The organism is Micromonospora sp. NPDC049580, from assembly GCF_040675595.1.
Lineage (GTDB): Bacteria > Actinomycetota > Actinomycetes > Mycobacteriales > Micromonosporaceae > Micromonospora.
Genome location: NZ_JBFAPG010000054.1, coordinates 1 through 20,874, shown reverse-complemented (window position 1 = coordinate 20,874; position 20,874 = coordinate 1). Strand labels below are relative to the sequence as shown.

Sequence of the window (20,874 nt, the reverse complement as noted above, 5' to 3'; positions counted from 1 at the left end):
GCAGAGCCGGCGCGCCCTCCTGCGCTCCCGCCCCACCCCGACCCCGTTGATCAAGAGGTTTGCGTCACCACGACCGCGATTCCTGACCCAAACCTCTTGATCAGCACGGGTGGGCGGGGGTGAAGGGGGTGGAGAGGTGGGGGGTGGCTAGCAGGGTGGGGTTGAGGGTGTGCAGGGCCGTTAGGCGGGAGGCGCGCGCTTCGTCGGGGTCTACCTCGTGGGCGTACGCCAGGGTGGGGTCGATCAGTTGCACCAGGTGCACCAGGAGATCGCCGGTGAGCAGCATTCGCTCGTCGGCCGCTGTCAGGAGCACCGACTGGTGGCCGGGGGTGTGCCCGGGAGTGGGCAGCAGTCGTACCGCAGGGGTCAGGGTTGTCTCGCCGTCGACCACCCGGAGCTGGCCGGCGGCGCGCAAGGGCGCGACCAGCCCGGCCGGCAGCCCGGGGTTGATCGCCTCCGCCGCCTCCAGTTCGGTGCGCTGAAGCAGGTAGCTGGCGTTCGGGAAGTACGGGCGGCCCGGTGTGCCGGTGACCGCCCAGCCGATGTGATCGCTGTGCAGGTGGGTCAGCGCGACCGTGTCGACGTCGGCCGGGTCGATGCCGGCGGCGGCCAGTTCGGCGGGCAGCCGACCGGGCACCGGCGCCCAGCTCCCGGCGGGTGCGTCGGTCGGGCCGATCCCGGCGTCGACAAGGGTCACCGGCCCGTCACCCGAACGGATCGCGAAGCTGCGAAACGGCAGCCACCACCGCCCGTCGGCGGTGACCGAGGCGGGGTCGCGGCGGTCGGCCTCCTGCCACTGGGCCGCCGTGGCGTGCGGAAACGCCTCCGCGCGGGGCTGGAAGAAGGCACCCTCGCCGTCGGTGAGCGCGGTAACCGTGATAGACCCGAGAGTGCGGCGAAGTGGCATCGAGCGATGGTGTCAGGGAACTGCTGTGTCGTGCAGCCCGGTTCCGCCGGTCGGTCGAGGCCGGCTGAGGGCTGCCGGCCCAATTGCAGTACGCTCGTACTGCTTGAGCACGTGTCCCCCGAGAGGAGCGCCGGCCGATGGCGAAGATCAAGGTAAACAACCCGGTCGTGGAGCTCGACGGCGACGAGATGACCCGGATCATCTGGAAGCAGATCCGGGAGCAGCTGATCCTGCCCTACCTCGACGTCGACCTGCACTACTACGACCTGTCGATCCAGTACCGCGACGAGACCGACGACCAGGTCACCATTGACGCCGCCAACGCCATCAAGGAGCACGGCGTCGGCGTCAAGTGCGCCACCATCACCCCGGACGAGGCCCGGGTCGAGGAGTTCGGCCTGAAGAAGATGTGGCGGTCGCCCAACGGCACCATCCGCAACATCCTCGGCGGCGTCGTCTTCCGCGAGCCGATCATCATGTCCAACGTGCCGCGGCTGGTCCCCGGCTGGACCAAGCCGATCATCATCGGCCGGCACGCCCACGGTGACCAGTACAAGGCCACCGACTTCGTCGTCCCCGGCCCGGGCACGGTGACCATCACCTACACCCCGGCCGACGGCGGCACGCCGATGGAGATGGAGGTCGCCAACTTCCCCGGCGGCGGCATCGCCATGGGCATGTACAACTACGACGAGTCGATCCGGGACTTCGCCCGGGCCTCGTTCCGGTACGGCCTGGACCGCAACTACCCGGTCTACATGTCGACCAAGAACACCATCCTCAAGGCGTACGACGGCCGGTTCAAGGACATCTTCGCCGAGGTGTTCGAGACCGAGTTCAAGGCGGAGTTCGACGCCGCCGGCCTCACCTACGAGCACCGGCTCATCGACGACATGGTCGCCGCCGCGCTCAAGTGGGAGGGCGGGTACGTCTGGGCCTGCAAGAACTACGACGGTGACGTGCAGTCCGACACCGTGGCGCAGGGCTTCGGCTCGCTGGGTCTGATGACCTCGGTCCTGCTCTCCCCGGACGGCCGTACCGTCGAGGCCGAGGCCGCGCACGGCACGGTCACCCGGCACTACCGGCAGTACCAGAAGGGCGAGAAGACCTCGACCAACCCGATCGCGTCGATCTACGCCTGGACCCGGGGCCTGGCCCACCGGGGCAAGCTGGACGGCACGCCGGCGGTGACCGAGTTCGCCAACACCCTGGAGCAGGTCATCATCGACACCGTCGAGGGTGGCCAGATGACCAAGGATCTCGCGCTGCTCATCTCGCGCGACGCCCCGTGGCTGACCACCGACGAGTTCATGAACGCGCTCGACGAGAACCTGGCCCGCAGGCTCGCTGCCTGATTCGACCGCACCAGCACCGGAGCCCGTCGGCACCCGCCGGCGGGCTCCGGCGTGTCTGCCGGCTGACACGCCTGCCGCGTCACCCGGCCTCGCGCGCCTCGTTGACCAGGGTGGACGAGATGCCAGTCGCGTCCAAGGAAGGTTGACCGCGGTCGACCGCGGATGCGTGCCGATCAGCCAGCCTTCCCGGCTGTGTCGAGCACAGCCAGCCGTCCCTTCCCTGCGGGGGGCCCTGTCCCGGGCCCCCCGCGCCCTGTTTCCCGCCAGGCCCGGAACGCCGGCTCTGCCGGCTCGCCAGGGTCAGGCGGCGCGGAGCAGTTCGGCGGCGCGCTCGGGGGAGATGTCGTTGATGAAGACGCCCATCCCCGACTCGGAGCCGGCCAGGTACTTCAGCTTGTCCTTCGCCCGTCGGATGCTGAACAGCTGAAGGTGCAGGTGGCCCAGCTCGCGGTCGATCCGCACCGGCGCCTGGTGCCACGCCGCGATGTAGGGCATCGGCATGTCGAACAGGCCGTCGAAGCGGCGCAGCAGATCCAGGTAGAGCGGCCCGAAGGCGTCCCGCTCGCTGTCGGTGAGCGCCGGGATGTCCGGCACCACGCGGCGCGGCGCGACATGCACCTCGAACGGCCAGCGGGCCGCCGCCGGCACGAACGCCGTCCAGTGCTCGTTCTCGGTGACCACCCGCTCGCCGGCCGCGCGCTCGGCGGCCAGCACGTCCGCGTACAGGTTGCCCCCGCCGGTCCGCTCGGCGTGCCGGCGGGCCGCGGCCAGCAGCGCCCGGGTGCGCGGCGTCACGAAGGGGTACGCGTAGATCTGCCCGTGCGGGTGGTGCAGCGTGACGCCGATCTCGACGCCCCGGTTCTCGAAGCAGAACACCTGCTCCACGCCGGGCAGCTCGCCGAGCACCTCGGTCCGGTCGGCGAGCGCGTCCAGCACGGTGCGGACGCGACGCGGCGGGAGGCTGGCGAACGAGGCGTTGTGGTCGGAGGTGAAGCAGACCACCTCGCACCGGCCCAGGCCCGGCCGGACCGGCGTGAACGGGGTGATCTCCCCGGGCTCGTCGGCGACGCGGCCACTCAACGACGGGAACCGGTTCTCGAAGACCACCACGTCGTAGTCCGGGGCGGGGATCTCGGTCAGTCGGTCGCCCACCGAGGGGTCGAGCGGGCACTCGTTCGCCGGCGGGAGGAAGGTGCGGGTCTGCCGGTGCACGGCCACGGCCACCCACTCGTCGGTCAGCGGGTCGTAGCGCAGTTGCGACGCGGGTGGCGGTGGCGGCAGGTCCCGGCGGTCCGGCTGGTCGCGGACGGCGTCGTCGTTCTCGTCGAAGTAGATCAGCTCCCGGCCGTCGGCCAGGTCGATCGCGGTGCGCTTCACGTCGCCGTCTCCTCACTCGTCGGCGTGCGCGTCGCGCGGCCCGCCCTTGCTGCCTTTGCCATGATCAATTCGCCCACCTGTTCGCCGAGTACCCGTCGTGCGGGCGGAGGCAACGCCTCGTCGCTGACCAGCACGTGGGCTGCCGCCAGCTCGACGATCGAGGAGATGCCCACGGTGCCCCACTTCGTGTGGTCGGCGAGCACCACCAGCCGGTCCGCCGCGGCCACCAGCGCCCGGTCGATCTCCGCCTCCATGAGGTTCGGGGTGGTGAAGCCGGCCCGCTCGGTGATGCCGTGGACGCCGAGGAAGAGCAGGTCGAGGTGCAGCCGCCGGACGGCGCCGACCGCGAGCGGGCCGACCAGCGCGTCCGACGGTGTCCGTACGCCGCCGGTGAGCACCACCGTCTGATCGGGCCGGCCTCCGGCGTGCAGGATCTCGGCCACCGGGAGCGAGTTGGTCACCACGGTCAGGCCGGGAACGTCCACCAGTCGGCGGGCCAGTTCGGCGGTGGTGGTGCCGGCGGAGAGGGCGACCGCCGCACCGGGCCGCACGAGCCGCGCCGCCCGGTCCGCGATCGCGGCCTTCTCCGGCAGTTGCCGGACCGACTTGGCGTGGAAGCCCGGCTCGTCGGTCGAGCTGGGGCCGGTCGCGGTGGCGCCGCCGTGCACCTTGGCCAGCAGGCCGCGCTCGTGCAGGGCCTCCAGGTCGCGGCGAATGGTCATGTCGGAGACGCCGAACTCGGTCGCCAGGTCGGTCACCCGAACGCCACCTGCGGACCGGACCCGATCCAGGATCGCCGACTGCCGCTGCTGAGCGAGCATCAGCCGTGCCTCCCAGGGGTCCACGTACTCTCACGCGGTCGAACGTGTTCCAACAAAGATGAACACTAGCGCGTGCCCGGAACCGGCGGAAGGAAAGGGGTGGGACGACGCCTCAGGCCGACTGGATCTTCAACTCCACCCAGCCGCTCTCGGTCAGGTGGTGCAGCACGGCCTGCACCGCGTCCGCGACGCTCAGGTGGGTGGTGTCGAGCACCAGGTCCGCGTCCGTCGGCTCCTCGTACGGGTCGTCGATGCCGGTCATGCCGGTGAGCAGACCGGCGCGGGCCCGCGCGTACAGGCCCTTGCGGTCCCGCTGCTCGCACACCTCCAGCGGCGTCGCGACGTGCACCAGCACGAAGCCCGCCCCGGCGGACAGGGCCATCTCCCGCGCCGTCGCGCGGGCGGCCGCGTACGGGGCGATCGGGCAACAGATGCTCACCCCGTGGTGCCGGGCGATCTCGGCCGCCACCCAGCCGATCCGCCGGACGTTGAGATCCCGGTCGGCCTTGCTGAAGCCCAGCCCGGCGGAGAGCTCCCGACGTACCACGTCCCCGTCGAGCAGGGTCACCGTCCGGTCGCCGTTCTCCCGCAACGCGTCGGCCAGCCCCCGGGCGATGGTGGATTTGCCGGAGCCGGAGAGGCCGGTCAGGAAGACCATCAGCCCCCGGTGCCGGCGCGGCGGCCGGGCCCGGGCCAACTCCTTCGCCACCGCCGGAGGCGTGTGCCACTCCGGCAGCGGGAAGCCCCGGTCGAGCAGGTCGTCGATCTCGTCCTGGGTGAGCGCGAGGCGGCGGTTGCGCGGCGGGATGTCCTCCCGCCAGCGCCACTGCCCGTCCCGGTTGTCGTACGCCAGCTCGCGCGGCACCAGCACCCGCAGCCCGGCGCCGGAGAGCATGTCCCCGGTCGAGAGCAGGTGGGTGACCCCGTACGCGGCGGAGACGCGCGCACGCAGCAGCGCGTCGCTGATCTCCTCCCGCCGATGCGACAGCGGCACGGCCACCAGGGTGGCCGGGGGCATCCGGTCCCGGGCGGCGAAGATCGTACGCACCAGCGCCTCCGGTGCGAGCCCGCCGACACCGCCCTCGCCGACCGGGATCATCACCAGCAGGTGCGCGGCCAGGGTGCGGGCCGCGTGCGCGATCTGGGCGAGCTGCGGCCGGTGCAGCGGACGGTCGGCGATGACCCCGAGCACCCGACCCGGAGGCAGCAGCGCGCGGACCTCCTCCGGGCTGCGCCGCAACCGCTGGAACGGGCCGTGACCGCCCTCGCCGAGCCGGCGGAGCTGGCCACCCAGGCCCGCCACGCCCTCGCGTACCGGCCAGACGTCCGCGACGTCCAGGGCGGCGACCGGCGCCCCCTCGCCGTCGGTCAGCACCAGGGCCCGGCGGGCCTCATCGCGCGGGTCGAAGCCCTGCGCCAGCGCGGCCGGCACCTGCAGGGTCACCGGAACCTGCCACGGCGTGCCGTCGGCCAGCCGGCCGCGTCGGCTCACCGACACCAGGTCGGCGCGGGTCATGAAGCCGGTCAGGGGGGCGTACGCGCCGGTCAGCAGCAGCTCCAGATCCGCGAGCTCACCGGGACGCGGCGTGTACGCCGGCGCGTCCCGGAGCACCTCGTCGGGCAGCACCCAGCCGTTGCTCATCCACACCCCCCACTCGCTGACCGGCACACAGTTTCGCAGCCGACCGCCGATCGGTCGAGGCCGCCACTCCACGACCCGGACGGTCGGGTCAGCGACGGACCCGGCGACCCACCGCGGACCGCAGCCAGTTCCAGACCTTTCGCTCGTCGCGGATCCGCGGAGGCGCGCCGTCGGCCGGGCAGATGAAGAGCAGCGGCAGCCGCGCGTCCTCGGTCCATCCGGCGTTGGTGATCCGTGCCTTGAGGAGCCAACTGCCCCGCGTACGACCGCCGTTGAGGGCGCGGAAGTCGATCGTGGTGGTGGCGCGGTGCACCAGGTGAACGGTCTCCGCGCCGCCGGGACCGGCGACCCGCTCGGTCTGGAACTGCACCGGCAGGAAGATCTCGTCGCCGGTCTCCCGGCGGCGGGCGACCACGTCGAGGCGGGCCTTGCGGACCTGAGCGGTGGAGTCGAGCACGTCGGGGGAGATCTCACCGACCGGAAGCACCAGCACGTCGCGCCCGTCGTCGGCGCGGAACCCGATCGGCTGGTCCGCGGAGCGCAGCTCGGCGGCAACGGTGACCGTGACGGCGTGCTCGTCCGGCTGGAGCTCGTCGATCCGGCCGTGCCCGGCGATGCCCGCCTCCCACCGGGCCAGCCGCCGCAGGTCCTCGACCCGGCCCCGCTCGGTCAGGTACGCCACGGCCCGTTGCAGCGGCGGCAGGCCGCCGGCTACCCCGGGAGCGAAGCGCTCCTGGATGATCTTCTGGACCTCGGCGGCGACCTGGTCCACCCAGTCGTGGGGAGCCTCCAGCAGTCGCTTGCCGCGCAGCCGGTTGATCATCTCGTTGCGCAGCCACCGCCGGTGCAGCCGGTCGCGCAGCGGTCCCGGTTCGGTGTGGGCGTCGACGATGTCCAGCGCGTCGCGCACGCTCGCGAAGTAGCTCGACGGCTCCAGCCGCGCCGCGGTGACGTTGCGGGCGTCGCCCCGCTGCGCGTGGTGGTAGCAGGTGTAGTCGGACAGCACGCAGGTGCGGCGGGACAGGAAGTAGGCCCGTACGACCAGGGAGTGGTCCTCGAGCCGCCGCTTGCCGCCCTCCGGGAACCGCAGCCCGTGCTCGTTGAGGAAGGAGCGGCGGAACAGCTTGTGGCAGGTCAGGCTGTCGATCAGCGGGGCGTTCGCCAGGGTGGCGTCGAAGCGGTTCTTGCGGAACAGTTCCCGGGGCACGCCGCGCCCGTGCCCGGCCATCTTGCCGATCACCACATCCGCGTCGTACGTCTTCGCGCAGTCGTAGAGCCGTTCCAGCGCCTGGTCGGCGAACCAGTCGTCGTCGTCGGCGAAGAAGACGTACTCGCCGCGGGCCCGCTCGATGCCGAGGTTGCGCGGGCGCGACGGCCAGCCCGAGTTCTCGATGTGCACCACGTGGATGTGCGGGTGCTCGGCCGCCAGCCGGTCCAGCCGCTTGCCCGTGTCGTCGGTCGATCCGTCATCGACGAAGATCGCCTCGAACTCGTCGGCCGGTAGCGACTGGCGCAGCAGCGACGCCACCAGCTTCTCGATGTGGGGGCCGCAGTTGTACGCGGGCACCACGACACTCACCTTGGGGACGCCAACCTCGACCATCACGATCCTTCCGCTTTGGCGGTCGAATATCCCCCGGAACACTGCCCGGTGAACGGGAAGTGAATCGTGCCACCCGGCAGGGGTCTTTCCGGCAGCGGGGTCTGGCCGAACGCACGACCGGCGCAAACGTTCATCGTCGCCGTCGGCGGACCTTAGGGGTGGGTCGCCGCGAGGATCAGGGGAGCACCGGGGGCGCGCCGGTGTCGGTGCGGGGCATCGACTCCCTACGCTGGCGTCGTGACACTGATCGCGACCCAGTCGCTCACCAAGACGTACGGAGGTCGGGTCACCGCGCTCACCGACCTCACCGTCGCCGTCGAGCCCGGGATCATCGGCCTGGTGGGCGCGAACGGCGCCGGCAAATCCACCTTGATCAAGATTCTGCTCGGCCTGATCGCCCCGACCAGCGGTCAGGTCTCGGTGCTCGACATCGACCCGACCACCGAACCGGCGGCGGTCCGTGCCCGCGTCGGCTACATGCCCGAGCACGACTGCCTCCCACCGGACCTGTCCGCCGCCGAGCTGGTGACCCACCTCGGCCGGATGAGTGGCCTGCCGCGCACCGCGGCCCGCGAGCGCGCCTCGGAGGCGCTGCGCCACGTCGGGCTCTACGAGGAGCGCTACCGCCCGGTCGGCGGCTACTCCACAGGCATGAAGCAGCGGGTCAAGCTGGCCCAGGCGCTGGTGCACGACCCGGACCTGCTGCTGCTCGACGAGCCGACCAACGGGCTGGACCCGGCCGGTCGGGACGCGATGCTGGCGCTGGTGCACCGGATCGGCACCGAGTTCGGCATCTCCGTGCTGGTGTGCTCACACCTGCTCGGCGAGGTCGAGCGGATCTGCGACACGCTGATCGCCATCGACGGTGGCCGCCTGCTGCGTGCGGATCACATCTCCGCGATGACCTCGGCCACCGACGTGCTGGCCGTCGAGGTCAGCGAGGGCACCGAGGAGTTGGCCGCCCGGCTCGCGGCGCTCGACCTGCCGGTGGCGCGGGACGGCCGGCTGCTGCTCGTACCGCTCGCCGACGACAGCACCTACGACCTGATCCTCGGCGCGGTCGCCGAACTGGACCTGCCTCTGCACCGGCTGGACCAGCGCCGGCACCGGGTGGCCGAACTCTTCGCCACGAGGGAGCTCACCCATGCCTGAGCTGTCATCCGCCGCCGTGCGGCCCACACCGACCGGCGTCATCCACGACATCGGCTATCAGCGCTACGAGGGCCCACGGCTGGGCCGTCGGCACGTCTTCGGCGCGCTCTACCTGCACGGGCTGCGCACCATCTTCGGGTTCGGGCGCAGCGCCAAGGCCAAGATCTTCCCGTGGCTGGTGGTCGGCATCGTCACCCTGGTCGCGGTGGCCCTGGCCGCCGTCCGCAGCCAGCTCGGCGAGCCGGTCGCCACGTACGCCCAGTTCGCCGACGCGATGAGCTGGCTGGTCCTGTTCTTCGTCGCGGTGGCCGCGCCGGAGCTGGTCTCCCGGGACCTGCGCAGCGGTGTGCTGCCGCTGTACTTCTCCCGACCGCTGCCGCGCGCCGACTACGCGCTCGCCAAGTTGCTGGCGCTGGTCACCGGCCTCTGGCTGCTGCTCGGTGGGCCGCAGCTGGTGATGTTCCTGGGTGCCGCGTTCACCACCAAGCAGGGCATGCGCGGGGTCTGGAACGAACTGCTCGACCTGCTTCCCGGCCTGCTCTACGCCGGCCTGTGGGCGGTGGTCTTCGCCTCGGTGGGGCTGCTGGTCGCCTCGCTGACCGGCAAGCGCGCCTTCGCCGCGGGCGGGGTGGTCGCGGTCTTCCTGATGACCACGCCGATCGTGGGCGTGCTGAGCATCCTGCCGTCGAACACGGCCAACGAACTGGCCGGCCTGGCCTCGCCCTCCACCCTCGTGCAGGGGGTGGGCATCTGGTCGCTGGGTGACCTGCTGGTCGAGGGCGATCCGGGCGAGATGATGATCGGCGACTTCGGCCCGGTCTACGCCCTGGTCGCGGTGCTGCTGGTCGCCGGCGCGACCGCCCTCCTGCTGGCCCGCTACCGGAAGGTCGCCTCCTGATGAGCACGCTGAGCCTGACCGGGGTGTCCCGGTGGTACGGCAACGTGGTGGCCGTCAACGACATCAGCATGGCCCTCGGGCCGGGCGTGACCGGTCTGCTCGGTCCGAACGGCGCCGGCAAGACCACGCTGCTGCACATGATGGCCGGGTTCCTCGCCCCGTCGCGCGGCACGGTGACCCTCGACGACGAGCCGACCTGGCGCAACCCCGACGTCTACCGCCGGCTGGGGCTGGTCAGCGAGCGGGAGGCGGTGCAGAGTTTCCTGACCGCGTACGAGTTCGTGCTCGCCAGCGCGAAGCTGCACCGGTTGGCCGACCCGGCGGCGGCGGCGCGACGGGCCATCGACCTGGTGGAGCTGGAGTCGGCGCAGGACCGCCGGATCGGCACGTACTCCAAGGGCATGCGCCAGCGAGCCCGGGTGGCCGCGGCGCTGGTGCACGACCCGCAGGTGCTGCTGCTCGACGAGCCGTTCAACGGCATGGACCCGCGTCAGCGGCTGCACATGATGGATCTGCTGCACAGCCTCGGCGACGCCGGCCGGACGATCCTGTTCAGCTCGCACATCCTGGAGGAGGTCGAGCAGGTCTCCGGGACGGTGCAGGTGATGGTGGCCGGTCGACTGGCGGCCTCCGGCGACTTCCGGACCATCCGTCGGCTGATGACCAACCGCCCGCACGTCTTCGCGGTGCGCTCCACCGACGATCGGGCGCTGGCCGTGGCCCTGATCGCCGAGGCGTCGGTGAGTGGCGTCGAGCTGGACCGCACCGGCCTGACCGTACGCGCCGGCGACTACGGCGCCTTCACCCGGGCGTTGCCCCGGATCGCCCTGAACAAGGGCATCCGGGTGCGCCAGCTGGTGCCGTCCGACGAGTCCCTGGAGAGCGTCTTCTCCTACCTGGTGGAGGCCTGAGAACATGTCGACCATTACCTGGATCACCGCGCGCGGGCTGTTCGGCCGGCGCCGGTTCCTGCTGCTGCTCCCGCTGCCGTTGGTGCTGCTCGGGCTGGCCATCCTCTGCCGGTCGCTGGGCGTGGACCCGGGCGAGTGGGGGCCGCCGGTGCTGGTCGGCCTCGGCCTGGCGGTGGTGCTGCCGGTGGTTGCGTTGATCATCGGCACCGGCGTGCTGGGCGCGGAGATCGACGACGGCACCGTCGTGCACATCCTGACCAAGCCGCTGCCGCGCTGGCAGATCGTGCTGCCGAAGCTCGCGGTCGCCGCCGGGGTCACCGCGGCCACCGTCGCGGTGCCGCTCTACGTCGCGGGCGTGCTGGCCGATTCGGTACGCCTCGGTCTGGCCCTGGCGTTCGCGGCGGCGCTCGGCGCGCTGGCGTACTCGGCGCTGTTCCTCGCGCTCAGCCTCGTCACCCGGCGTCCGGTGCTGCTCGGCCTCGTCTACGTGCTCATCTGGGAGGGGCTGCTGGGCAACTTCGTCAGCGGCACGAAGGTGCTCTCCATCCAGCAGTACGTGATCGCCCTCGCCGACCGGCTCGCCCCCAGCGGGCTGCTGGAGACCACCGTGTCGGTGCCGGTCGCCTCCGTGATGACCGCCCTGGTCAGTGTCGGCTTCACCGTGCTGGCGATCGACCGCCTGCGCTCGTTCAGCGTGGCCGGCGAGACGAGCTGAGGCACATGCGGGGTACGGTTCCGGCCAGCCTCCCGCAAGGGGTAGGGCTGGCCGGATGGACCGGCCGGGGTGCCGGGGCCCAGGCTGACTGGTGTGAGCGTCGAAGCGGAGTGGACATCGTTGGCTGAGCCGTACTCGCGGAGCAGCCGGCCGTGGCTCACCAGCCTGGCGGTCGCCGGGCTGGCGTGCGCGACGGTCGCGACGGCCGCCCAGGGCAGCGGCCGGTTCCACTGGTGGGCCGGCTTCATCCTGATCCCGGCCGCGCTGATCGCGGCCAGCGGCGGGCCGTTGCTGGCCCGCGGCGGCGGTCGGGCCTTCGCCGGGTACGTCATCGCCTGCGTCGGCACGCTGGTGTTCGTGGTGGGTGCGTTGCTGATGTTCGGGGCGATGGGGCAGGGCTGGCCGCTGCTGGTGGTGCTGCCCTGCCTGGCGGTCGCCGGCACGTACGGCTGGCGGGCCGCCCACCCCCTGGCCCGTGGCCTGCACCGCGCGGTGGCGCTGCTCGCGCTCACCGGCGCGCTGCTCGGTGTGACCCTGCAACTGATCCACATCCGTCTCATCCACCTGGAGACGGGCTGGTGGGGCGTGTTCCTGATGCTGGCCGGGGCGATCGTGCTGGGCAACGCGGGCGAGCTGACCCGGCATCGGATGCCGTACCGCCTCCAGGCGATCACCCTGCTGGTCGGCCCCGCCGTGGCGGCCATCCTGCTCGGCCTGCGCTTCCTGCGCGGCTGGTGAACGACCGGTCCGCCGCCGCCGCCGGTCGGTGCGGGCGGCGGCGGACTTCGGTCAGAAGGCGCAGGCGATGACGAGTTCCGGGGCGCGGTCGGGCAGCAGGTCGAGCTTGCCGATCCGACCGGCCGCGCGCAGGTCGTCGGCGACCAGGGTGAGCTGCTCCAGCAGCGCCGCCGGGCCCAGTGCCTCGGCCAACGGCACCTCCGCCTTCATGGACAGCTTCCGCTCCGACTTGGCCCGCCGCACCTGGCCCAACGCGTCACCGGCGAGCCGCAGCAGCGCCGGCTCTCCCGTCCCCTCGATCGTCCGGGCCACCTCGTAGGTGGTGGGCCAGGGCGCGCGGTGCACCGACCCGTACCGCCACCAGGACCAGATCTCCTCGGTGACGTACGGCAGCACCGGGGCGAACAGCCGTAGCTGCACCGACAGCGCGCAGGCCAGCGTGGCCCGCGCCGAGTCGGCAGCCGGCCCGGTGCCGTACGCCCGCTCCTTGACCAACTCGATGTAGTCGTCGCAGAAGCGCCAGAAGAACGACTCGGTGGCCTGCAACGCGGCCGTGTGGTCGTAGGAGTCGAAGGCGGTGCCCGCGGCGCTGACCACGGTGGCCAGTTCGGCGAGCATGGCCCGGTCCAGCGGGGCGGTCGCCGGTGCGCGCAACGCGTCCCCGGCGCCCAGGCCGAGCGCGAACTTCGACGCGTTGAGCAGCTTGGTGGCCAGCCGCCGGCCGACCTTGATCTGCGCCGGGTCGAAGGCCAGGTCCATGCCGGGCTTGCCGCTGGCCGCCCAGTAGCGCACCGCGTCCGAGCCGTGCTGCTCCAGCAGCGCCAGCGGGGTGACCACGTTGCCCTTGGACTTGGCCATCTTCTTGTGGTCCGGGTCGAGGATCCAGCCCGACAGCACGGTGTCCCGCCAGGGCAGCACCCCGTGCTCGAAGTGCGATCGGACCACGCTGTCGAACAGCCAGGTTCGGATGATCTCCTGACCCTGCGGGCGTAGGTCCATCGGAAAGACCTGGGCGAACAGGGCCGGGTCGGTCTCCCAGCCACCGACGATCTGCGGGGTCAGCGACGACGTGGCCCAGGTGTCCAGCACGTCCGGGTCGCCGAGGAAACCGCCCGGTTGGCCGCGCTGCGACTCGTCGTAGCCGGGCGCCGGATCACTGGACGGGTCGACTGGCAGCGCGGACTCGTCGGGCGTGAGAGGGTGGGACCAGTCCGGCTCGCCAGCGTCGTCGAGCCGGTACCACACCGGCACCGGCACGCCGAAGAAGCGCTGCCGACTGACCAGCCAGTCCCCGGTCAGGCCGCTCACCCAGTTGTCGTAGCGGTGCTTCATGTGCGCCGGCACCCAGTGCAGCTCCGCGCCCCGGGCCAGCAGCGTCGCCCGCAGGTCGGCGTCCCGCCCGCCGTTGCGCAGATACCACTGGCGGGTCGAGACGATCTCCAGTGGCCGGTCGCCGCGTTCGTAGAACTTGACCGGGTGGGTGATCGGGCGTGGCTCGCCGATCAGGTCACCGGCGTCGGCGAGCATCCCGACGATCTCCCGGCGGGCGCCGTTGACGGTCCGCCCGGCCAGCGCCGCGTACGGCGCCGCGGGCACCCCGGCCGGCGGCTCCGGAAGCAGCCGACCGTCGCGGCCGATGACCACCCGGGTGTCGAGGTCGAGATCCCGCCACCAGGTGACGTCGCTCAGGTCGCCGAACGTGCAGACCATGGCGATGCCGGTGCCCTTGGCGGGGTCGGCGAGCGGATGGGCGTACACCGGCACCTCGACGTCGAACAGCGGGCTGCGCACCGTCTGACCCACCAGGTCGGCGTACCGCTCGTCGTCGGGGTGGCAGACCAGCGCGACGCAGGCCGGCAACAGCTCCGGCCGGGTGGTGTCGACGAGCACCTCGCGCCCGCCCGGCCCGGTGAACCGCAGCCGGTGGTAGGCGCCGGGGCGCCCCCGGTCCTCCAGCTCGGCCTGGGCGACCGCGGTGGCGAAGCCGACGTCCCACAGCGTCGGCGCCTCCGCCTGATACGCCTCACCCCGCAGCAGGTTGCGCACGAACGCCCGCTGGCTGGTGGCGCGGGCCACCCGACCGATCGTCGTGTACGTCAGCGACCAGTCCACCGAGAGCCCGAGTCGCCGCCAGAGGGCCTCGAAGACCTGCTCGTCGGCGACCGTCAGTCGCTCGCACAGCTCGATGAAGTTGCGCCGCGAGATCGGGGTGGGGTCGCGGCGCGCGGCCTCGTCGATCGGGGTGGCCGGGGGCCGCCACACCGGGTCGTACGGCAGCGCCGGGTCGCAGCGCACCCCGTAGACGTTCTGCACCCGACGCTCGGTGGGCAGGCCGTTGTCGTCCCAGCCCATCGGGTAGAACACGGCTTTGCCGCGCATCCGCTGGTAGCGGGCGACGGTGTCGGTGTGCGTGTACGAGTAGACGTGCCCCATGTGCAGCTCGCCCGATACGGTCGGCGGCGGGGTGTCGATGGCGTACACGTCAACACGCTTCTTCGAGCGGTCGAACGCGTACGTGCCCTCCTCCTGCCAGCGGTGCGCCCAGCGCTCCTCGAGCCCGTCCAGACTCGGACGCTCGGGAACGCCGGCGCGGGCCGTCCTCGCCGTATCGGTCATCTGCCGATCGTAGGCATCAGCAGGGTGTCGAGCCACGGACTTGCGCATCGCCGGCTCTACACGAGCGAGTCGCGCCACTGCCGGTGCAGCGCCGCGTAGCGACCGTCGGTGGCGGCCAGCACGGCCGGTGGGCCGTCCTCGACGACCTGCCCGCCGTCGAGGACGAGCACCCGGTCCGCGGTCTCCACAGTGGAGAGACGGTGTGCGATCACCAGCGCGGTGCGGTCCCGCAGGATGGTGCCGAGCGCCCGCTGCACGAGCCGTTCGGTCGGCACGTCCAGTGACGACGTCGCCTCGTCGAGGATCAGCACGGTCGGGTCGGCCAGGAACGCCCGGGCGAACGCGACCAGTTGCCGCTGCCCGGCGGAGAGCCGGCCGCCGCGCCGGTGCACCTGCGTCGCGTACCCGTCGGGCAGCGCGGCGATGAAGTCGTGCGCGCCGATCGCCTCGGCGGCGGCCCGCACGTCGGCGTCGTCGGCGTCCGGCCGGCCGAACCGGATGTTCTCCGCGACGGTCCCGCTGAACAGGTGGTTCTCCTGGGTCACCAGCACCACCGCGCGGCGCAGGTCGGCGTCGGCCGCCTCGCGCAGGTCGATCCCGTCCAGCAGGACCGCGCCGGCGTCCGGGTCGTGGAACCGGGCGACCAGCTTGGCGATGGTCGACTTGCCCGCGCCGGTCGGCCCGATCAGCGCCACTGTCTGCCCGGCCGGCACGGTCAGGTCCAGCCCGGCGAGGATGGGCGTGCCGGCGCGGTAGCCGAAGGAGACGCCCCGGAAGGTCAGCTCACCGTGACCGGGGCCGGTCGGCAGCGACACCGGCCGGGCGGGTTCGGCCACGGCAGGCCGCTCGTCGAGCACCCCGGCCAGCTTCTCCAGCGCCGCCGTCGCCGACTGCAACGAGTTGTAGAACTGGCTCAGCTCCTGCATCGGCTCGAAGAAGCGGCGCAGGTAGAGCAGGAACGCGGCGAGCACTCCGACCTCGGTCCGCCCGCCGAGCACCCGCCATCCGCCGTAGCAGAGCACGACCGCGACCGTGACGTTGCCGATCAGCTTGATCGCCGGCGAGTACGTGGCGATCAGCCGGAACGCGTGCAGGCTGGTGCGCCGGTAGTCGTCCCCGAGCGCCACAAAGATCCGCTGGTTGCGGGGCTCCCGGCGGAACGTCTGCACCGCGCGGATACCCCGCATCGACTCGACGAAGTGCACGATGACCAGCGCCACGGCCTCCCGGGTCCGCCGGTACGCGCCGGCCGAGGCCCGCGCGAACCAGCGGGAGAGGTAGAACAGGAACGGGAACGCGAACAGCGTCACCGCAGCCAGCGGCAGGTCCAACCAGAGCAGGATGGCGGCCACCGACAGGATCGACAACGCGGCCAGCACCAGGCTGTCGATCCCGCCGTCGACCAGTTCGGCGATCGAATCCAGGTCACTGGTGAGTCGGGACACCATCCGGCCCGACGTGTACCGCTCGTGAAAGCCCACCGACAGTCGCAGGAAGTGCCCGAACACCCGCTGCCGCAGGTCGAGGAGGACCGCCTGGCCGATCCGGGCGCTGAGGGTGAGGAAACCGCGGCGGGCCGCGTACTCGGTCACGGCGGCGACGGCGAACGCGCCGCCGACGGCGGCCAGCGGGACCGCGTTCCCGGCGCGCAGCGGCGCGATGGCCCGGTCGATGCCGACCATGACCAGGTACGGACCGGCCATCGCGGCAGCGTTCTGCGCCAGCAGCAGGCCGACCGCCGCGGCGAGCCCTCTCCGGTGCGGGCGGAGCAGATGGGCCAGCAGGGCTCGGCTGTGCCGGCGCAGCCGGGCCACCGCCTCCGGGGTGGTCTCCTCGGCCCGACTCCGGTCGGCCTCCGGGTCGGTGGCCGTTCCCCGCCAGCGGGTCAGCTCCGGCTCCTCGGCGGGAGGCGGGTCGACCTGCTGCGGGGAGTTCACGAGCGCACCAGCCCCCAGCCGTCCGGTGTGGACGCGCCGGGCCCCGCCGCCCCGGTGCGCCCCGGTTCCGGGTGGGTAGCCCCGGCCGGCTGCGCGGGCGGCGGCTCGGCGGCGAGCAACGCCCGGTAGGCGGGCACGCCGGCCAGCAGTTCCGAGTGGCGGCCGATCGCGGAGATCCGTCCACCGTCGAGCAGGGCGACGCGGTCGGCCAGCGCGATCGTCGACGGCCGGTGCACCACCAGAAGCGCGGTGCTGGCCCGCAGGACCTGCCGCAGCGCCGCCTCCACCAGCGCCTCGGTGTGCACGTCGAGGGCGGACAGGGGGTCGTCGAGCACCAGCAGCGCCGGTCGGCCGAGCACCGCCCGCGCCAGCGCCAACCGCTGCCGCTGGCCGCCGGAGAGGGACAACCCCTGCTCACCCACCCGGGTGGCCAGACCCCACGGCAGGTCGTACGCGAAATCGGCCTGGGCCAGCGCGAGGGCGGCGCGGACCTCCTCGTCGTCGGCGTCCGGGCGACCCAGGGTGAGGTTCTCCCACACCGACATGGAGAAGAGCGTGGGCTCCTCGAACGCCACCCCGACCAGTCGGCGCAGCGAGGCCAGCCGCAGCTCGCGCAGGTCGTGCCCGTCCAGGGTGATCCGGCCGCCGGTCACCTCGTGCAGCCGGGGCACCAGGGAGAGCAGCGTGCTCTTGCCGCAGCCGGTGGCCCCGACCAGGGCCACCGTCTCGCCCGGCTCGATGGTCAGGTCGATCCCGTGCAGTACGGCGGTGGTGGCGCCCGGGTAGCGGAAGTCGACCCGTTCGAAGCGGAGTCGGCCGTGGACCGCCTCGCGGGCCAGCGTGCGCGCGTCCGGAGCGTCCACGATCTGCGGCGGAGTGTCCAGCACCTCCTGGATGCGGTCCGCGGCGGTGGCCGCCTCCTGACCGTTGGCGATGATCCAGCCCAGCGACTGCACCGGCCAGATGAGCATCAGTTGGAGGCTGGCGAACGCCACCAGTTCGCCGATGGTGAGCACGCCCTGCGCGGCGGCGGCAGCCCCGGCCACCAGCACCACGCCCAGGGTCACGTTGGGCACCAGGTCGAGCAGCGCCGCGGTGTTCGCCAGCAGCCGGCCCTTGCCCACACCGGTGTCGTGCAGCGTCCGGGTCCCCGCGGCGAAGCGGGCCGCCAACTCGGGCCCCCGGCCGTACGCCTTCATGGTGCGCAGGCCCTGCGCGGTCTCCTCGACAAGCGTCGCCACGTCGCCCTGCTGGTCCTGCATTTGGCGGGACGCGGTGTGGTAATGCCGGCCGAAGCGGCGGGTGATCAGCAGCAGTGGCACGGCGCTGGCGGCGACCAGCAGCCCGAGCGCCGTGTGCAGATGGATCAGCAGCAGGACCACCACCACGTAGGTGGTCAGGTTGAGCACCAGGAAGAAGACACCGAACGAGAGGAAACGGCGGATCACCGACAGGTCGCTGGTGATCCGGGAGAGCAGTTGGCCGGACTGCCAGCGGTCGTGGAAGCTTGCCGGCAGCCGTTGCAGGTGCGCGTACACGTCGGCGCGCAGCGCCGCCTCCATGCCCACCGCCGAGGAGGACTGCACCCACCGCCGGATGAAGATGAGCACCGCCTCGACCACGCCGAGCAGCAGCGCCAGGCCACCGAGCTGGAGCAGGCCGGCGGGCTCGTGCCGGGCCACCGGCCCGTCCACCACCCGCTGCACCACCAGCGGTACGGCGATCCCGGCGGCCGTGCCGGCAAGGCCCGCGACCAGCAACCAGGCGAACTCGGCGGCGTACGGGCGCAGGTAGCGGCGCAGCCGCCAGAGGTTGTGCACGGGGTGGCGGCCCGCGGCGACCGGGGCGGCCCGGTCGCCGTCGCTCTCCACAGGCACTACCCGACGGTAGCGTCAATAGGTGTCGATGCTGCTGTCAGCTTGCCGTCAACCGCCGCTCATGACCGAGAAGCCACTTCTTCACGTCCAGCCCCCAGCGGTAGCCGCCGAGCGTGCCGTCGGTGCGCAGCACCCGGTGGCAGGGTACGAAGAGCGCCGCCGCGTTGCGGGCACAGGCCGCCGCCGCGGCGCGCACCGCCGGTGGCCGGCCGGCCAGCGCCGCGTACCCGGTGTAGGTGACCGGGGTGCCCGGCGGAACCTCCCGCAGCACCTGCCAGGCGTGCGCCATGAACTCGCCGCCGGTGTGCTGCCGTACCGGCACCGAGTCGATGGCGGTGAGGTCGCCGTCCAGGTAGGACCGGACGGCCACGGTCGCCGGCCCGAGGTCGGCGCGTTGCCGCAGCGGCGCCCGCAGGGTCGGGTGGATCAGGGGCAGCAGCGCCGCCGGGTCGGGGGTGAAACCGGCCGCCAGGACCTCGCCGTCGCTGCCGGCGAGGATGCTCAGCGGCCCGGTCGGGGTGGTCAGCACGGTGCTGTCGATGCTCATGCCGCTCTCCAGAGTCTGATCGTGGCGTAGGACCGCCATGGGCGCCACCCTTCGGCGTGCGCCGTGAGGGTCGTGTCGGGCAGGCCGAGCGCTGCTGCGCCGCGGCGGATCGCGAGGTCGGTGTCGAGGAGGACGTCCGGGTCGCCGAGGGCGCGCAGGGCGAGGTAACTGGCGGTCCACGGGCCGATGCCGGGCAGCGCGAGCAGCCGCCGTACGGTCTCCTCCCGGTCCCCACCCGGCGCCAGGTCCACGGTCCCGTCCGCCACGGCGAGGGCGAGCCCACGAATGGTCTCCCGCCGCCGAAGAGGCATCCCAAAGGCGGCATCCGGAAGGGCCAGAACCTCTTCAGGGCTGAGAAACCCCCGCAGGTCAGTCCGTTGATCATGAAGTTGTTGTCGCGACACGCCGTCGTCGGGGGCAACAACTTCATGATCAGCGCGGGCGGTCAGGAGGCGGGTGAGGGTTGTTCGCGCGGACGTCACCGAGACCTGCTGGCCGATGATCGCGCGAACGGCCATCTCGAAGCCGTCGACCGCGCGGGGGACGCGGATGCCGGGCTCGGCGGCCACCACCGGGGCCAGCACCGGGTCCGCCGCGAGCGTGGCGTCGACCGCGACCGGGTCCGCGTCCAGATCGAGCAGGCGTCGGCAGCGGGCCACCGCCGGCGCGAGGTCGCGCAGGTCGGCCAGGCGCAGCGTCGCCGCCACGTGCCCGTCCGCCGGGGTCAGCGCCACCTGGCCGGCGCCGTGCGGCAATCGCAACCCCCGGTGGTACGTCCCGTCGCGCACCTCCTCCACCCCGGGCAGCGCGCGCAGCGCGAGGAAGTCCAGCAGCGCTCGGGCGTGCAGCGGCGGACGGTACGCCAGCCGGAGCGTGATGGTTCCCGCCCCGACCGCCGCCAGGTGCCGACCACGGGCCGTCCGCAGCTCGGACGGTGCGCTCGCGTACACCTCGCGGACCGTGTCGTTGAACTGCCGCACGCTGCCGAACCCGGCGGCGAACGCGATCTCGGCCATGCCGAGGCCGGTCGTCTCGATCAGGATCCGGGCGGTCTGCGCCCGCTGGGCCCGGGCCAGCGCGAGCGGCCCGGCACCCATCTCGGCGCGCAACATCCGGTGCAGGTGCCGTTCGGTGTAGCCGAGGCGGGCGGCCAGCCCCGGCACGCCGTCCCGGTCGACCACCCCGTCGGCGATCAGTCGCATCGCCCGGCCGACCACGTCGGCGCGGACGTCCCACTGTGGCGAGCCGGGTGCGGCATCCGGCCGGCAGCGGCGGCAGGCGCGCAACCCGGCGCCCTGCGCGGCCGCGGCCGACGGAAAGAACCGGACGTTCTGCCGCTTGGGGGTGGTCGCCGGGCAGGACGGCCGGCAGTAGATCCCGGTCGACGTCACGCCGGTGTAGAACCAGCCGTCGAACCGCTGGTCCCGGCTGTCCACCGCGCGGTAGCACCGTTCGAAGTCCATCTCCACTTCACCTATGGTGCCCCGCTGGTCGGGCCCTCGGCTGGCGGGAATCGGACCTGGGCGTGTGCGCGGCGGGCCGGCCGCGCACTGCCGGCCCGGGCACCGCTCAGCGGCGGCGACGGTGCGGCTGGCCGGACCGCTGCCCGGACCGGGCGGGTTGGCCGGACCGGTTCGACTGCCCCGACCGCGTGGACTGCCCGGCCAGCAGGGGCGAGCGGAACACGCCGTCCGGGTCGTACCGCTTCCACAGCCGGCGCACCCGGGCGCCGGTCTCGCCCGGGTAGATCCGGGCGAACGCGGCCGGGCCTGGTCGGC

At 72.6% G+C, this 20,874-nt stretch carries 17 protein-coding genes; 6 read left to right on the top strand and 11 right to left on the bottom strand.

The features are described 5' to 3' along the window. Positions 1 to 100: 100 nt before the first annotated feature. Positions 101 to 907, bottom strand: a complete 807-nt coding sequence (locus AB0J68_RS07585; RefSeq protein ID WP_363936948.1) for an MBL fold metallo-hydrolase — start codon at positions 905 to 907, stop codon at positions 101 to 103. A 137-nt stretch (positions 908 to 1,044) separates the two neighbouring features. Here AB0J68_RS07585 and AB0J68_RS07580 point away from each other — a divergent pair, with 137 nt between their 5' ends. Then, positions 1,045 to 2,262 (top strand): NADP-dependent isocitrate dehydrogenase, encoded by a 1,218-nt coding sequence (locus AB0J68_RS07580; RefSeq protein WP_355063784.1) that lies wholly within the window; start codon positions 1,045 to 1,047, stop codon positions 2,260 to 2,262. A gap of 300 nt (positions 2,263 to 2,562) precedes the next feature. On the opposite strand, the gene galT is transcribed toward AB0J68_RS07580, so the two are convergent. The 4 genes from galT to AB0J68_RS07560 form a co-directional block, all read right to left on the bottom strand. After that, on the bottom strand, positions 2,563 to 3,639 hold the full coding sequence (galT, locus tag AB0J68_RS07575; RefSeq protein ID WP_363936945.1) for a galactose-1-phosphate uridylyltransferase: 1,077 nt from the start codon (positions 3,637 to 3,639) through the stop codon (positions 2,563 to 2,565). After that, on the bottom strand, positions 3,636 to 4,460 hold the full coding sequence (locus AB0J68_RS07570) for a DeoR/GlpR family DNA-binding transcription regulator (RefSeq protein ID WP_363936943.1): 825 nt from the start codon (positions 4,458 to 4,460) through the stop codon (positions 3,636 to 3,638). The genes galT and AB0J68_RS07570 overlap by 4 nt, the downstream gene beginning before the upstream one ends. Positions 4,461 to 4,572: 112 nt before the next feature. Then, positions 4,573 to 6,102 carry an adenylyl-sulfate kinase gene (gene cysC / locus AB0J68_RS07565; RefSeq protein ID WP_363936940.1) on the bottom strand — a complete coding sequence of 510 codons (1,530 nt, stop codon included), beginning with the start codon at positions 6,100 to 6,102 and terminating at the stop codon, positions 4,573 to 4,575. Between the two features lie 88 nt (positions 6,103 to 6,190). Then, on the bottom strand, positions 6,191 to 7,705 hold the full coding sequence (locus AB0J68_RS07560; protein ID WP_355063778.1) for a glycosyltransferase family 2 protein: 1,515 nt from the start codon (positions 7,703 to 7,705) through the stop codon (positions 6,191 to 6,193). Positions 7,706 to 7,942: 237 nt separating this feature from the next. Between AB0J68_RS07560 and AB0J68_RS07555 the strand changes: the two genes are divergently transcribed. From AB0J68_RS07555 to AB0J68_RS07535, 5 genes are all read left to right on the top strand, one after another. Further along, positions 7,943 to 8,857, top strand: a complete 915-nt coding sequence (locus AB0J68_RS07555) for an ABC transporter ATP-binding protein (protein WP_354857119.1) — start codon at positions 7,943 to 7,945, stop codon at positions 8,855 to 8,857. Then, complete coding sequence (locus tag AB0J68_RS07550) at positions 8,850 to 9,755, top strand: ABC transporter permease (RefSeq protein ID WP_354857116.1); 906 nt, start codon at positions 8,850 to 8,852, stop codon at positions 9,753 to 9,755. The genes AB0J68_RS07555 and AB0J68_RS07550 overlap by 8 nt, the downstream gene beginning before the upstream one ends. After that, positions 9,755 to 10,666 (top strand): ABC transporter ATP-binding protein, encoded by a 912-nt coding sequence (locus AB0J68_RS07545; protein ID WP_363936936.1) that lies wholly within the window; start codon positions 9,755 to 9,757, stop codon positions 10,664 to 10,666. The genes AB0J68_RS07550 and AB0J68_RS07545 overlap by 1 nt, the downstream gene beginning before the upstream one ends. A gap of 4 nt (positions 10,667 to 10,670) precedes the next feature. Next, the gene (locus AB0J68_RS07540) at positions 10,671 to 11,381 is read left to right on the top strand and encodes an ABC transporter permease subunit (protein WP_354857112.1); all 711 of its coding nucleotides are present in this window, start codon (positions 10,671 to 10,673) and stop codon (positions 11,379 to 11,381) included. A gap of 93 nt (positions 11,382 to 11,474) precedes the next feature. Then, complete coding sequence (locus AB0J68_RS07535; protein ID WP_354857111.1) at positions 11,475 to 12,119, top strand: hypothetical protein; 645 nt, start codon at positions 11,475 to 11,477, stop codon at positions 12,117 to 12,119. Positions 12,120 to 12,170: 51 nt separating this feature from the next. Here the strand turns inward: AB0J68_RS07535 and valS are convergent, their stop codons facing one another. From valS to AB0J68_RS07505, 6 genes are all read right to left on the bottom strand, one after another. Next, positions 12,171 to 14,735 (bottom strand): valine--tRNA ligase, encoded by a 2,565-nt coding sequence (gene valS, locus AB0J68_RS07530; RefSeq protein ID WP_363936934.1) that lies wholly within the window; start codon positions 14,733 to 14,735, stop codon positions 12,171 to 12,173. Positions 14,736 to 14,791: 56 nt separating this feature from the next. Then, entirely contained in the window at positions 14,792 to 16,672 is a 1,881-nt protein-coding gene (locus AB0J68_RS07525) for an ABC transporter ATP-binding protein (RefSeq protein WP_363936933.1), read from the bottom strand. Continuing rightward, entirely contained in the window at positions 16,669 to 18,549 is a 1,881-nt protein-coding gene (locus AB0J68_RS07520) for an ABC transporter ATP-binding protein (protein WP_363936932.1), read from the bottom strand. Before AB0J68_RS07520 ends, AB0J68_RS07525 begins: the two co-directional genes overlap by 4 nt. Positions 18,550 to 18,586: 37 nt before the next feature. Continuing rightward, positions 18,587 to 19,096, bottom strand: a complete 510-nt coding sequence (locus tag AB0J68_RS07515; protein ID WP_363936929.1) for a methylated-DNA--[protein]-cysteine S-methyltransferase — start codon at positions 19,094 to 19,096, stop codon at positions 18,587 to 18,589. Beyond that, complete coding sequence (locus tag AB0J68_RS07510) at positions 19,093 to 20,565, bottom strand: AlkA N-terminal domain-containing protein (protein WP_363936926.1); 1,473 nt, start codon at positions 20,563 to 20,565, stop codon at positions 19,093 to 19,095. Before AB0J68_RS07510 ends, AB0J68_RS07515 begins: the two co-directional genes overlap by 4 nt. A gap of 100 nt (positions 20,566 to 20,665) precedes the next feature. Further along, a partial coding sequence (locus tag AB0J68_RS07505) for a hypothetical protein (RefSeq protein ID WP_363936923.1) occupies positions 20,666 to 20,874 on the bottom strand: 209 nt, incomplete at its 5' end.